The organism is Scytonema hofmannii PCC 7110 (assembly GCF_000346485.2).
Classification (GTDB): domain Bacteria; phylum Cyanobacteriota; class Cyanobacteriia; order Cyanobacteriales; family Nostocaceae; genus Scytonema; species Scytonema hofmannii.
On record NZ_KQ976354.1, the window covers coordinates 9055289 to 9070007 of the forward strand.

General features: G+C 41.9%; 10 protein-coding genes. 5 read left to right on the top strand and 5 right to left on the bottom strand.

The features are described 5' to 3' along the window. Positions 1-10: 10 nt before the first annotated feature. Positions 11-1177 (bottom strand): ATP-grasp domain-containing protein, encoded by a 1167-nt coding sequence (locus tag WA1_RS38295; protein WP_017748065.1) that lies wholly within the window; start codon positions 1175-1177, stop codon positions 11-13. After that, a complete protein-coding gene (locus tag WA1_RS38300; protein WP_017748066.1) occupies positions 1167-2159 on the bottom strand; it encodes a beta-ketoacyl-ACP synthase III in 993 nt (330 codons plus the stop codon). Before WA1_RS38300 ends, WA1_RS38295 begins: the two co-directional genes overlap by 11 nt. 185 nt (positions 2160-2344) lie before the next feature. Between WA1_RS38300 and WA1_RS38305 the strand changes: the two genes are divergently transcribed. Then, entirely contained in the window at positions 2345-3175 is an 831-nt protein-coding gene (locus WA1_RS38305) for a carbohydrate ABC transporter permease (RefSeq protein WP_017748067.1), read from the top strand. A gap of 257 nt (positions 3176-3432) precedes the next feature. On the opposite strand, the gene WA1_RS38310 is transcribed toward WA1_RS38305, so the two are convergent. After that, positions 3433-4095, bottom strand: coding sequence for a sugar transferase (locus WA1_RS38310; RefSeq protein ID WP_051077121.1), 663 nt, complete (start codon positions 4093-4095; stop codon positions 3433-3435). A gap of 278 nt (positions 4096-4373) precedes the next feature. Continuing rightward, on the bottom strand, positions 4374-8825 hold the full coding sequence (locus WA1_RS38315; protein WP_017748069.1) for a hypothetical protein: 4452 nt from the start codon (positions 8823-8825) through the stop codon (positions 4374-4376). Positions 8826-9237: 412 nt separating this feature from the next. On the opposite strand from WA1_RS38315, the gene WA1_RS38320 reads away from it, so the two are divergent. The 3 genes from WA1_RS38320 to cobT all read left to right on the top strand — a co-directional run bounded on the left by WA1_RS38320 (position 9238) and on the right by cobT (position 11993). After that, on the top strand, positions 9238-9936 hold the full coding sequence (locus WA1_RS38320; protein ID WP_017748070.1) for a Crp/Fnr family transcriptional regulator: 699 nt from the start codon (positions 9238-9240) through the stop codon (positions 9934-9936). A 113-nt stretch (positions 9937-10049) separates the two neighbouring features. Then, positions 10050-10673, top strand: coding sequence for a DUF2232 domain-containing protein (locus WA1_RS38325; RefSeq protein WP_017748071.1), 624 nt, complete (start codon positions 10050-10052; stop codon positions 10671-10673). Between the two features lie 117 nt (positions 10674-10790). Beyond that, positions 10791-11993 (top strand): nicotinate mononucleotide-dependent phosphoribosyltransferase CobT, encoded by a 1203-nt coding sequence (cobT, locus tag WA1_RS38330; protein WP_017748072.1) that lies wholly within the window; start codon positions 10791-10793, stop codon positions 11991-11993. 698 nt (positions 11994-12691) lie between these two features. Here cobT and WA1_RS38335 read toward each other — a convergent pair. Then, positions 12692-13069 (bottom strand): hypothetical protein, encoded by a 378-nt coding sequence (locus WA1_RS38335; RefSeq protein WP_017748073.1) that lies wholly within the window; start codon positions 13067-13069, stop codon positions 12692-12694. 441 nt (positions 13070-13510) lie between these two features. On the opposite strand from WA1_RS38335, the gene WA1_RS38340 reads away from it, so the two are divergent. Beyond that, entirely contained in the window at positions 13511-14653 is a 1143-nt protein-coding gene (locus tag WA1_RS38340; RefSeq protein WP_017748074.1) for an extracellular solute-binding protein, read from the top strand. Positions 14654-14719: the final 66 nt, after the last annotated feature.

A 14719-nucleotide genomic window follows, 5' to 3' on the forward strand; every position in this document is an offset into this window, starting at 1 on the left:
ACATATGAACTCACCCAATTTCTTCACCATCCCACTCAATATCCTGAGTAGACACCTGCTGAAGAGTTAACCCACTCCTACGACTCATTTGTATAAACTGAAAAAGCACTATCCACAGATGAAAAAAAGGCAAAGGATCGGATAACCGAAAAACAACATCTTGAGTCCTCATAAACATTTTTAACCAACTACCAAATCTTCCCGAACGAATAGCCGAAGCCAAACCATAGACAATCATAGCCATCGCGATCGCAGTCCTTTGACCAACTTTAGGCTGAATAATAATATTTGTCTTATTGAAAAAAGCTCTCTCCAATCCATCCGATGCTTCAAATAAATGAATAGCACTAATAGCCCTAGGATTGCATTCCAAAGGATATAGCACCCCATCATCTGATTCTATAAAATCAAAAGCAATTTGACCCGTGAATTCTTCAGCTTCAACAAAAGTTTTCACCCATTCCAAAAGTCCCGAATGCTCTATAGACTCAAAATAAATACAAGAACCTTTACCAGCAGTAAATATAGTAGGATAAACGGCGTGAGCCACTACCTTACCTTGATGAGCAATACTATAAGTACAATAATGCTTTCCCGAAAGAAATTCCTGAGCAACCCAAGCTTTCTGAGAATTTATTTCTAATAATGGTATTTCACTAAGAGGTTTCGATAATATATGAACATGATTGGCAAATCGAGAATAAACAGGCTTTAAGACTATCTTTTTTGGATTTGGTAAATCTAAAACATCCAGTAAGTCTTTATGAGAGTTGAGTAACCAAGTTTGTGGTGCTACCAAACCTAACTGTTGTACGCGATTGATAAACTGCCATTTGTTATGCAGTCTATTGAGTTTTTCCAGTGGTTCAGCAAAAACCTGACAATAGGGTGTCAGTTGAAAGAGTTTATTAGAAATATAAAAAATCTCTTCACAAGTGGGGATCAAAAACTCGATACTTTCTTGTTGGATTATTTCTAATAAAGCCTCAATATAACCCGTTGGATTAATCCTAGGAGGTGGAACCAAAAAATTTTTGATGACAGCACGTGAAGCAGTACAAAGATGATGTTTTATGCTATCAGCAACAAAAACTCTGTAACCTGCTGCTGATAAGAGTCTGGCTAAATCTAACGTCACAGGAGCGCGTCCCCCCGTTAACAAGATATTAGTATTCAAGGATTATACCTCCAATAGAAAATCCTGCTGATGTACCTAAAAGCATAATGCGATCGCCACGCTGAATTTTCCCTTGAACTATAGATTCATGCAGCGCCATCGGTACAGATGCAGCTATGGTATTACCATGATTGTGAGCAATGACCATAACTTTTTCTTCAGGAATATCCAGTTGTTTACGCATAAGACGTATTGCCATTAAACTCGCTTGATGGGGAATCACCATTTTTATATCCGCCATCTTTAACCCTGCATCCTGAAGCAAACGCTGGACAAAATCTGGCGTGATTTCAGAAGCAAGCCGATAAACAGCTTTACCATCCATTTTAAAAAGAAAATAATCTAGATTCCCGGCATAATCTTTGGGATGATGTTTGTTACCTCCACCTTTGCATTCTGTGAAATGTGCGCCTCGGCTGTAGGTTTCTATTCGAGCAGATAAAATCTTGCAATCCTCTTGTTCGTCAGACTTCGCAATTATCGCCGCCGCAGCACCATCTCCAAACAGGGTACAACTTTCTTTATCTTCCCAATTTAAACCTGTTGCGACTTCTGTGGCTATAATCAATACTCTTTGATATCTTCCTGCTTGAATAAGATAAGATATCGTGTCTAAGCCAACGATGAAACTAAGACAGGTAGAGTTAATATCAAAAGCAGGAATTCCAGAATCAAGCGCACCAAGCTGTTCTTGAATCAGTGCAGCTGTACAGGGAATCGCCTGTTCCGGGATACCACTCGTACAAATCAAACAATCAATATCTTTAAAGGATAAACCAGCTGCTTCTAAGGCATTTTTAGCAGCATAAGCTCCCATCACTGATGCTGTTTCATCTTCAACAAAATGGCGGACAAGCACACCCGATTTTTTCTCAATCCATCCCGGATCTAAACCAAGGCTGAATTCTAGTTCTTTGGCTGTCACTTGCTTTTTAGGCAGATATTTTCCTGTAGATAGGATTTTAATTTTTCTTATATTCATACTGGTAATTGTTCCATATCCGATTAGATCCCCGACTTCTTAGAGAAGTCGGGGATCTAGAAGTCGAAGACCAAGGCTATAATTTTTTAAAGCTGTGGAGGTTTTAATATAACCTAAGAAAAATTAGATGCAAAATCAGTCTTAAGAATTTGTTTGTATATTTTTGTTGCAGAAATAACTTGAAAATGACAAAATCTAAGCTCCAAAATCAGTTAGGGACTTATGGGCTATTGGGAGTTATAGCACTATTAACCCTATTTCCACTATTTTGGCTCATAAGTACGGCGTTAAAATCCCCAACGGAAAATATCTTTCAGTCTCCACCGCAGTTACTGCCAAGCCAACCAACACTCAATAACTTTGTGACTGTTTGGCAAACAAACCCTTTTGGACAGTACTTATTTAACAGTACCTTAGTCGCAGTGCTAACTGTAGGTCTAAATTTAGTTTTTTGCGCTTTAGCTGCTTACCCACTCGCAAGATTGTCGTTTCCTGGAAGAGACTGGATTTTTGTTGCGATCGTCTCTACTATTATGATTCCCTTCCAAATCGTCATGATTCCCCTCTATATCCTGACAGTCCAGTTGGGTTTAAGAAATTCTTATTTGGGAATTATTTTTCCTGGCTTAGCTTCTGCTTTTGGAATTTTTCTGTTGCGACAAGCGTTTATGAGCGTTCCTAAAGAAATGGAAGAAGCAGCACGCATGGACGGTTGTTCGGAGTTAGGTATATGGTGGCATATCATGATCCCAGCAATTCGCCCTGCATTGGTGACTTTGGCAATTTTCGTCTTTATCGGTTCTTGGAGTGATTTTCTTTGGCCATTAATTGTTATCCAAGACGAAAGTCTCTACACCCTTCCTTTAGGTGTAGCAAAGTTGGCGGGTACATTTTCCCTAGATTGGCGGTTAGTAGCAGCAGGATCGGTTATTTCCATTGCCCCGGTACTGGTCTTGTTTCTGTTTTTACAACGTTATATTGTTCCTACGGAAACTGGTAGCGGCGTCAAGGGATAATTTGTCATTTGTCATTTGTTATTTGTCATGATTAGTACAAAATCCGCGTCTTATATCTCCTTGATAATTTAGTCCGCACAGGCGGACTTCGTTTGTATAGCCGCGATTTTTAATCGCTCGGTCTAAGATTATCCACAATTAATAGCACGCACCCTGAATAAGCTAAAACATTTCTTGTGGGATGGGCGTCTCGCCCGTCCAGAAGATGCAACTTAAATGCACATTAGCTGACAAATTTTTTCTTTCACCGCTCGCTCTTAATACGCACCGTTCTTATTCACGACTACCGAGATAGTTTTCACAATTAAATACAGATCGTACATAACTGACCACTTGCGCTGGTAGTCAAGATCCATGCTGACTACAGTCTCAAAGTCAGTAATACTAGAACGACCATTGGCTTGCCATTCTCCCGTAATACCAGGTTTTACTTGCAATCTTTGCCAGTGGTGGACATCATATTTGACAACTTCATCAGGAGTCGGTGGACGAGTCCCAACTAAGCTCATCTCTCCTTTGAGGACGTTCCAAAATTGAGGTAATTCGTCTAAGCTTGTGCGTCTTAAAAATTTTCCTACTTTTGTAATTCTGGGATCTTCGGCTGATTTAAATATGTGACCCTTGGCTTCGTTTTTTACCAAATGCTTAAGTTTATCTGCATTCACTATCATGGAACGGAACTTCCAAATGCGGAATCTACGTCCATTCATACCACAGCGTATTTGACTGTAGAAGATGGGACCTGGATCGTCTAAGTAGGTGGCTATGGCTACGGGAATTGCTACCATACCTGTAATCAGCAGCCCTACAATAGCTCCTAAAATATCAACTAAGCGCTTGATGATACTTGTAACAGAGGGATGTGCGGGTTGCTGTGGAAAATCAACTGAATTATATTCACTGAAAATGGCTACATCAATAGAGCCATTGTATGTTTTATCGGATGTACAAGTTGACACGGTTGGAGTAGTTTCTTAACCACGGAGATTTATACAAGTATTAATATAGACAAGTAATGCCTTTAACTGAAAGGTCACAACCTAAATTTTATACAATCTTTCAGATATCCGGGAAAATTTAAATTTTCCGTGTTGTTAGGGGTTAGGGATTTTGGATTTTGGATTTTGGATTTTGGATTTTGGATTTTGGATTGGGGATAAGTTATTCTCCCTACCCCCTACTCCCTACTCCCTACTCCCTACTCCCTAACCCCTATAGCAAAATTAACCGTGTAGGGTTCATCTAATGATTGTCGGGTACTGGCTTTGATGGCATCAAGATAACGAGCGATCGCTTGCAGTTGCTGAGTATTAGGACGATAGGTGAGACTTCCTTGTTTCTCAAACAGTGGTTCAGCCGAGAGGGCTTGATAATCGGGATTCTCCGATGAACTGGGAACAAGCCAGGTAGCTTCAGTGCTGGTTGGGACTAAACCCGGTGGAAGTTCGCCTTCTAGAAAAGCCAGCAAGCGTTGCTGACAGTTGCGCGTGTTGATACCGCGATTCTCAAATAACTGAATGATTTCTCCAAAGGATACCGGTCGAGTTGGCAAGATTCGCAGCAATTCTGTGAACAAGAAGTAATCGGTGTACTGTTGTCTGGGAACTTCTAATACTTGAGGATGCAGGGGAAGCACAGCTAAACCATATGCTACGCGGCTGCAAGTGGGTGAACCGTTTTCACCAAGATACAAATCTTGGATAATCCTGGCATTTGGTAATTTTTGACGCAGCCACCGACTGACTGCTCCCAAGGAAGCGACCCCTCCTGTTAAGATAGCTTGATTGATTGCTTCTGTGGGTAGACCTTTAGCAACTAACAATCTATTAAGTTCTCGATTGATACGGCGTACAAAGGGGACAAATACTTGACTTTCTAAGTCTCTTCTCTGCAACACCCATTTTTGATCTGCTAATTCTAAGGTGAAGGATTCTTGGTGTTGTAAGATTAACTTGAGGGCAACAGCTGCATCCACAACTGCTTTTCCTAACAACGAACTTTCCAGACGTTGCTGCAAGCGCACTCGTTCTACCAAGTCGGGTTCTCCGGGTCTTGGCAAAGTTAATTCTTCTAAACCCAAGCTAGAAAAACTCATTCGATCTAAGCCAGGAACGGCTGGTTGCCAATGCCAAGGATTGCTGCTGGCAGTTTTACTATCGCTTTGATTGTCAGTTCGCGGTTGTCGCCATTTTGCTGGAAGTAGCAATTGGCAAACAATATCTTGCTCGACTCCCTTACCCGCATAGGTAAAACCGTGGAGCATGAAATCGTTGTGGGTTAAGTCTTCTAAGTTGTCTGGCAAATCTACCAGCGCCATTTCTGTTGCGTCGGCTCCAATACTAATCACAAGAGTGCTACCATTCAAAGGACGATCGCTGGTTTTGGCTAGACGGTTACTTTGCCGACCTTTGATTTTGATGATTTCACCGTTAGCACCATCTAGTTCACAAAGCAAACACGCGATCGCTTCTTCTATAAAAAAGACTTGTTGTGAGTGCCGTACCAGTTTACTTGTTAGTATAGCTTCTCTAATATTAAAGCGGTACTGTTCCGACCAATTCGATGGGCAATTGCAAATAACACCAGTTACGCGACTGATAATAGCCCGGAAAATGTCTGGCTCTATACTAACCGCCGCCGCCGTTAAACCCAAAGTTGTACTGCTGCGGTCTGCCATTAAGGTTAACAGCAATTTTGAGAGCGATCGCACAACCCAAACCAAAGGAACCGTAGAAAATTCATTTAACTGCAAAACTGGTTCCCATGAATGCTGTTCATTTTTGTAGGGAAGGGCGATTTGCAAATACGGTTTTAACTGCGCTGAAAACAGATTTTGGGATTGAGTTGCAGCCGCCTGAGAACTTCCGCCTTCCCCCTCAGGTAACTTTTCTTCACCCACTGTAGCAGGTGAAGTTTGCTCGTGCGAGTGAGAACTTTCTGTTTCACCAACATTCACAGAAGCTGTTGGTAAATAAACTTCTGCAGGTAAACGAAAAGATCGCGCCTTAGAACTTGCTTCTGGTTGATTTTCCGCCGTCCAGTAAAGAGGATAAATCTCTGTTGTAGAGCGATTTAACAGTGCAGCAGAAATTCCAGTAGTCCCTAAATCAATTCCTAAATACCAAACTGAGTTAGCAGCATCAAGCGTGACTTCCGAATCATTTGTGGAACGAGAAATTGAAACTAAAGAACCCACAAGTTGTTCTGGCTCTTCATTTCTGTCAGTTGCAGCTACCAATTCTTTTTCTGCGCCCGATCCCGACTCAGGAAGCGCAGGTTGTGGGGCTTCTTGAGGAACAAGCCGACTTTGTGTATTTTCTCGATTTTCTAAATCGTTAAGAGGTTGCAAGAGAGAATTGAGTTCTCCATCAAAACTCGCCAAATCCTGCTCCAATTGCTGCAACTGTGCTTCTTCTAAAGATATATCAGCAACCTCTGGAGATTGATTTTCATCCTGTGGTAATAAATTTTCTTGTGGAGAAGCAGGAATATAACTTTCTTGAGAAGAATCTGCATCACGACTATCAATGATGACAACTGAAGGTTGAGCTTGGTTCGTCGCAATTCCTGTATTTGCTCCTCTACCAAAAGAAGATTCTTCCAGTACCCGTTCGCCATCACTTGTTTCATTCAGTAAATCAGTTAACGCTGTAATGGTATCAGCGCTTGGCGGTTCATCAACCATCAGAGTTGCTTCATGACTGACAAGTTCATTCATCTCTGTATTTTCCACAGGATGTTTTTGTCTTTCCTGAGTCTCAGTATGAGTGCGATTCAAACGTTTTTTATCCGAACCTTCCAACCAAGGATCTGGTATCGAAGCACCAGAAGCACCAGGCACTTCTTGATTTGTTGGCTGTGCTGCTAAGGTTGTGTTATCTACAATGGACTCTTCCGTTAGATCCTTTACGTTACCCTCTGCCAAATCCGTCGTCGCATTCGGTGCTTCAAAAATCACTTCATGTAAGAAAGTTTCTGAATCTAGCTGTTCTCCATCTGTGGTTGAGGGTAGAGTATCCGCGAATAAGTCATCTAAAAAACTTGTTGACTTTTTAACTTCAGGAATCACCTCAATAGGCAATACCTTTGAGACTGGATTTGTTGTTAGGGGTGGAGTTTGGGTAGATGAGGATGGCGTTATATCCATGAATAACTCATCTATAAAATGTGTCTCGCTTTTGATTTGAGGAGTGATGTCTGGTGAAACTACCTTTGGGACTGGATTGATTTTTGGTGAAGAAGTTTTTGTGGATGGGGAGGATGTGATACCCATAAACAACTCATCTATAAAATTTGTCGCCTTTTTGACCTCTTTAGCCTCCACAGGCACTTTCTGCGATGGAACTTCTGGTTGAACTTGGGCAATCACAGGTGTAATGGGAGCATCAGCCGTTAAATCATCCGTTACATTCGGCACTTCACTCACTGCTGCGTCTGTTGTGACATTTTTTTCCTGATCCTCTGCTTCATTTTCAAACAGACTGGCATACAAGCGATCGACTTCATCAGGTTTTGTTTGAGAACTATCCGGAGCTAAGCTATGAGGAGTAGTAGATGTAACTAAGTTTTCTTGCGTGTCTTGATTGAGAGGAGATTGCACTGCACTTACATTTTCTGTCGTAGTAGTGACCTCATATACCTTAGAGCCGACCTGGGTAGCAATAGCAATATCTGTGGGTGAGGATGAAGTTTCAACTCGCTTGGGTTCTGGTAACTCAGGTGTTAACTGTTGAGAGCGGGAAGGCTTTAAGGTTTCCTTTTTTACATCATCAATAGGTAGTTCGCTCTCTAAAGTGTACTGCTGTAAATGCTGTGTTAAATTACCAATCAAACCCGTTAGTAACTGCTCTCCCTGCACTCCTTTGCTGTGCATTCTTGCAAGGGCTTGTGATAAAGAGTCATGATACGTGTGAATATTGCGCTGAAGAGAATCAAAAACAACATTTACAGTGCCATCAAGCGCTAGTAACTTTTGATCGAGTTCTCGGGCGAGTCTTGCAACCTCCTCAACTCGATCTGCTGAATGCAGTGAAGGTTGTTGAGTAGATGTTGTGACTGGCTGTACATGACTTCTGGAACTAACCGTAGCAGGAGTAGTGTCAGTACTGGGAATTGGCGGCTCTTGAGAATTAGTCTTAACTTCTTGAGATGTTGAACCAGAGACAAGGCGGTTCTTGAGCACCTGCAAGAATTCTGAAATCATGTGCTCTTGATTCGCCAATTGTTGTGCCAAGGAGTAGTTATGCAACCGCCTTTGTTCTAATTGCCTGATTTCCTCCACAAGATTTGCCCGTTCTTGCAGGAGAGTTTGTAATTCCGCTTGCAAAGGTGCCAGAAAAGCGGAAAACTCTCCTTTCACAGTAGAAGTATCGGCGAGATCCTTTTGTTGAAGTTCGTTTTGCCCTACAGAAGATGTTTGGGGAGTTTCTTCGTGTCCTGCAAATCTCGCAAGCAAGGGAGATTGCTGCATTTGTTGCTCGCGTTCATGTTCGTCGCTTTGGGCCAACCTTACTAGGAAACTTCGAGTTTGTTCTAAAATCTGTCGGGGTTCTGACGCTTGACTGGAGAGAAACCTAGACAGTCGCTTGTTCGTCAGTAAGCGGTCAATATCTGCAATTAAGTTTTGAGTTTCAGTTAACCGGGAAGTCACGTTAAGTTACCTTAATTATAGAACTGTAGGTTGGGTGATATAGGAATTGCTGTACAACTGTTGCAATTTATGTTATTCGTGAAACTGGCGTCTATCAATATGATGTGTCAAAAATTTGCCTGCTTTGAGAAAATAGCTTAACAGCTCGCTGCTGTCTAGGCACACAAAAAGCGTTCTTAATCGGCAATTTGACCAGAAAGCGAGCTGCACTCTGTTCTTTTTCTCTCGTGCCTATATTTTTGTTGCGGCTCACCGTTAAAAATCTTAGGTTACCAAAAATAAATTATCTTGAGTATCATGGGTGTAGTTTATCTACATTTAGCTTTATATTTCGTGGATTGTGCTTTAATAGCATATGCTTACAGAGGAACTGTTATATATTGCTGCTTAACAGTACAGTAAAGATGTTGTAATGGAAGAAAGGTATAGCTTACAAGCACCTGGCAATTCCTGGATGAACTTGGCTCCCTTTTTTCAGGGGCTGCCAGAAACGGTCGTAGAACCTGCTCTCACCCATCTTGTGACCCGCACTCACCCAGCAAACCAAGTTATTCTGTTGGAAAATGATTGGGGCGGTTCTGTGTATTTTATTATGGAGGGCTGGGTAAAAATTCGTACTTATAATCTAGAAGGTAAAGAGGTCACGCTAAATATCCTTGGAAAAGGAGAATTATTTGGCGAAATGGCAGCCCTCGACGAAGTACCTCGCTCCACCGACGTGATTACACTAACTCCTACAGCGATTGGCAGTATGCCATCCCAGGATTTTCTCAAATTGCTTTATACAGAACCTATGGCAGGAGTGCGATTGGCACAACTGATGGCGCGACGATTGCGCCAAGTCAATCGGAGGCTGCGATTGCGGGAATCTGACAGTCAATCGCGAGTGGCAGACACATTGTTGTTTTTGGCTGAAGGACAGGGTAAGAAAGCGCAAGCAGGAACAGAAATTCCTAACTTACCTCACCGGGAATTAAGCAGTTTAAGTGGATTAGCGCGAGAAACTGTCACACGAGTGTTAACAAGGTTAGAAAAAAAAGGATTGATTAGACGAGAGCAAGATGTTCTCTGTATTCCCGATCTATTAGCGCTCGAACGAATGATTGTATAACACCTGACCAGTGACCAGTGACCAGTGACCAGTGACCAATGACCAATGACCAGTGACAAATGACCAGTGACAAATGACCAGTGGTAAAGCAAAACGATTTAAATAAAAATTCTATGAAGTTGGAAACACCACTAAGAGTGGTGGAAACAGCATTTTTGGCTAGTACTGCGAGCTTAATTTGGTTTATTAATTTTTACTTTCCTTTAGGACCAGTTTTGCGGATATTTTTCCCCGTACCTATTGCCCTAGTCTACCTTCGCTGGGGTAGCAGGGCAGCATGGATGGCAGCTGTAACTTCTGGTTTGTTGCTTTCGGTGCTAATGGGACCAGTCCGCAGTCTTCTCTTTGTTATGCCCTTTGCTTTTATGGGTGTTCTTTTGGGAGCAACTTGGAATCGCCGCGTTCCTTGGATTGTTTCCATCAGTTTGGGTACGCTATTAGGAACTTTGGGCGTATTTTTTCGCGTGTGGCTGCTGTCTGTATTGTCTAATGAAGACCTCTGGATTTACGTAATCAATCAGGTGACAGATTTCATAGAGTGGATATTCCTCAAATTAGAAATTTTGTCAACCCCTAGCGTATTCTTGATTCAAGTCGGTGCGATCGCTCTAATTGTATTGAACAATTTTATTTACCTATTTGTAGTACATTTGGGAGCATGGGTGCTGTTGAATCGCTTGGGAAACCCAATTCCCCTGCCTCCACGTTGGGTACAAGTTATTTTAGATTATGAATAATTGTTGGTTGTTGGTTGTTAGTTGTTAGTTGTTGGTTGTTAGTTGTTGGTTGTTTTTTACTACTATCTACTAACCACTAACCACTAACCACTAACCACTAACCACTAACCAACCCATATGATTCGCATTTATACACAAACTGAGCAAGCGAAGAAATGGATAACTAAGTATCGAGGTTGTCCACCCGTGTTTGCTTGCATTTTAGGATTTACTGACACTTGTTTGATCCCTGGTATTTCTGCGGCTGGTTCAACGCCGGAGGATAGAAAATACACTGCTTGTGCAGATGCTGAGTTTTTATACTATGGTACTGGCGTGAAACCTAAGTATCCCCTACCTTCACTCTTAGCTGGGGCTTCTCCAGTCTTCATCACCCGTGCTGTAGTTGAAACATTAAAAATTCCAGTTTATATATTTAATGCTGGTTTGCCTCAGTCCCCTCCTGTTCCTGTAATAGATTTGGGCGGTTCTCCTGCCAAGTGTTTGAGCCAAGGTCAGGCTATGGACATAGCAACAGTACGCCACCTCTTCAAGCAAGGGATGGAATGGGGCGAACGATTGGCAAATAATGACCGAAAAGACTATTACATTTTAAGCGAGTGCGTCGTTGGCGGAACAACAACTGCCCTAGCAATATTAACTGGCTTGGGTATCCAAGCTGTCGGAAAAGTTAACAGCAGTCACCCTGTTTGCAATCACGCTCAAAAGTGGGCGCTTGTGCAAGCGGGTCTTGAAAAGGCAAGATTGGGAACTGGAGACTGGGGGCTGGTAACTAGAAGAGAAAGTTCTCGAATCCCAATCCAAAATCCAAAATCCAAAATCCAAAATTCCCCCGATCCCCTACAACTTGTTGCTGCAGTGGGCGATCCCATGCAAGTCGCAGTTGCTGGAATGACTCTTGCTTTGAGTCGCAGTTGTGGTGTTTTGCTTGCAGGTGGGACACAAATGTTGGCAGTATATGCTTTGACTTGTGCGATCGCACACGCTTATGACGTACCTTGGCGAGTTGAAGAAGTCATTGTGGGAACAACTCGTTGGGTAGCAGAGGACTCAACGGGTGGTACTGTTGAATTAGCCGAACTTATTGGTCGGGGTAGCAGCACTCCTGATGAATTATTCACTCCACCCTTACTGGCCACCGAACTAAGCTTTGCTGAATCTCGTTATGAACAACTCAGAGCTTACGAAAAGGGTTTTGTAAAAGAAGGTGTAGGTGCTGGTGGCTCTTGCATTGCGGCTTATCTCTACCAAGGCTGGCAACAACACCAAGTTTTACAAGCTACTGAAAAACAAATACAGAGTTATTATCAAAATAAGTAATGTTGCTGACGTTGGTACTGGCAATGGATGTAAAGGGGTAATAAACTGTAAATTGAAACCGATACACCTTTACCCAAAGCTTGACTTTTTAGGTATATTGAGGTATTGTGTTCAGACGCTTGATTAGTGCGGGATGCAAAAGCTTACTTGGCGTGAGAACCTTGAAACACTTAGCACAAACTAATTGTTAAAAACTGAATACATTTTTAAGTCTCGTACTGAATTAATTTCAGTATCTCTAACTGGGGATTAGTGGTGAGCCAGCGCTGCAGGAGGGTCTCCCTCCGTAGGCGACTGGCGAACCCGAAGGGTCAAGGAACCTAAGACATGGGGCAAGGGAACCAAGCCAAATGGCACTTCTAGTTGAGCGAACTTATACCGTAGAGTTGGGTTTGTACAGATTTATCTACTTGTGGGTAGCTTTGTCCAAACTTTTAGAAGCGGCGTCCTACAAGTTTTCGCCTCATAATATGAGCTTCTACACAAACAAAGTCCGCCTATGCCGATTAATGGAAAGTTGTTTTTTGAAACCGCGTAGGCGGGGTTTGCTTGTATAGCCACGATTTCTAGTCGTTCGAGCTTTAATTTGTCAAAAAAAGACTTATTTTTTTAATTTAAAACTCGGGGAGGCGTCAATACTGACTGGATTTAGTAGATGAGAGTAAAAACTCAAAAGCAAAAAGCTATTTTGATTTTAATTAAGAGTTTATTCTTTTAAGAAGTAATTGTTCTTCTAGAGCAGCGATACGATTGTATGCTGCTGTTAATTGTGCTGTCAGGCGTTGGATTTGAATTTCCGGTGTTATTTGTTTATCCCCACCTTGAAGGTTGCTATCTGAATAAGTGCCGTCTGCTATGACATCCTTATGTTCAAAGTCTGAATTGAAACTGGTATGTCCTTTTAACTGGTGACGGCGATCGCTACCGTTTTCCGGAAAATTATCCCTAGACTCTTCTTTTGCCAAGCTGCAATCTGATAAAGCCTGAGAAACCTTACCATCAAGCTGCTCAATGACTTGGTAGAGGGCATCCAGTTTTTGACTCAATGTCAGGACTTGCTTTTGTAATGGCTCCATTTAATACCCTCGTCCGCTTATTTCTCTCTATGTTATTAAATCTCCTGGCAATGTTAACTATACTTATGATTTTTTTAACTTTTAATATCTTCTGTCGAAATAAAATATTTAAGTCTTTCATTTGAAATATATCTACATATTTTCTTAAGGTCTTGTTCAACATTTGTGTGTAAAAAAATAAACATCTTCAATTGAAGACATTATTGCCCCAAACACCCACGAGCAATTACCCTAAACTGGTCACTGGTCACTGCTCACTGTTAGACTTACACTTGAAGTTACAGCAAAGCGGTTAGGACTTACGCACGCTCTACGAATTCTTGGCGCTCTTGGCGTCTTGGCGGTTCAATAAATCAAGGTTTCTAGCAATTTTTGCGTAAGTCCTGGCGGTAACTGATGGTGTTTTTAACTGAAAGTTCATCCATCTCAAATTGAAAATCAATGGAGCGACGGTCTTTTTTACTGAATACAAGTGCGCTAGCACTGTCACAACTGATGCTAGGATGTAGTAACAATAATCAAGGGACACTCAACGTACAGTTGTTAAAAGGTTCCATCCCTGGTCAAGTGGTAAGTCAATTTAGCCGAGGATTGAAGGCACAGTTAAAGTTTGCTCCGGTAGAGCAGTTACAAGATTTATTTGAGAAATTGAAAGAGTGGCAGAAAAAAACAAATACTCAGGAAGCAGAATGGAGGATTTCCGTACCATTCATGACATCTAATCAAAAATCGGCTACATCTGACTTAGTAACGATGGGAGATTTTTGGTTAACTCAGGCAATTCAGGAAAAGCTCATTAAACCATTAGAAGAGTCAAAAATAAAGCAGTGGTCTGCTTTACCCAAGCGGTGGCAAAACTTAGTAACCCGTAATGACAAAGGTCAGATCGACCCCAAAGGAAAGGTTTGGGCTATCCCTTATCGTTGGGGTACCACGGTGATTGTTTATCGCCGTGACAAATTCCAAGAATTAGGATGGACACCCTCAGATTGGAGTGATTTGTGGCGAAATGAGCTGCTTGGACGTATTTCGGTGCTGGAACAGCCAAGAGAAGCGATTGGTTTAGTCTTAAAGAAACTGGGTCAATCTTACAACCTGGAAAATCTCGATAAAGTTCCAAATTTAGAAAAAGAACTAGTATCACTGGATCGACAGGTAAAATTTTACAGTTCCACAAAGTATTTAGAACCTCTGATCGTCGGGGACACTTGGTTAGCAGTGGGTTGGTCTAATGATGTTGTCCAAACACTTGGGCGTTACCCCCAACTTTCTGTAGTTGTTCCCAAGTCTGGAACAGCAATATGGGCTGACCTCTGGGTAAGCCCTGCAGGGAAAGAAAATGAAGATTTACTATACAATTGGTTAGATTTTTGTTTAACGCCTCAAATTGCTCAAGAAATATCTTTGCTCACCAAAACGAATTCACCTGCGATCGCAAATCTACCCAAGTCCGATATTCAAGAGTCCTTACGTAAACTACTACAGATGAACGTTGAAGTTTTTGATAAAAGTGATTTTTTACTTCCCCTATCCCCAACTGCGACAGCTCGCTATCAATCCTTATTTGCTAGCATCCAAGGGTAGGGACTGGGTATTGGCTAAGTCATTCGTTGATTCCTATTCCCCATTCCCTATTCCCTATTCCCTACT

What these genes read in the sequence shown, in the direction of transcription:
- WA1_RS38300 (WP_017748066.1), bottom strand. Translation starts at nt 2,159, where the DNA reads ATGAATATAAGAAAAATTAAAATCCTATCTACAGGAAAATATCTGCCT.
- WA1_RS38305 (WP_017748067.1), top strand. Translation starts at nt 2,345, where the DNA reads ATGACAAAATCTAAGCTCCAAAATCAGTTAGGGACTTATGGGCTATTG.
- WA1_RS38320 (WP_017748070.1), top strand. Translation starts at nt 9,238, where the DNA reads ATGGAAGAAAGGTATAGCTTACAAGCACCTGGCAATTCCTGGATGAAC.
- WA1_RS38325 (WP_017748071.1), top strand. Translation starts at nt 10,050, where the DNA reads ATGAAGTTGGAAACACCACTAAGAGTGGTGGAAACAGCATTTTTGGCT.
- cobT (WP_017748072.1), top strand. Translation starts at nt 10,791, where the DNA reads ATGATTCGCATTTATACACAAACTGAGCAAGCGAAGAAATGGATAACT.
- WA1_RS38335 (WP_017748073.1), bottom strand. Translation starts at nt 13,069, where the DNA reads ATGGAGCCATTACAAAAGCAAGTCCTGACATTGAGTCAAAAACTGGAT.
- WA1_RS38340 (WP_017748074.1), top strand. Translation starts at nt 13,511, where the DNA reads ATGGAGCGACGGTCTTTTTTACTGAATACAAGTGCGCTAGCACTGTCA.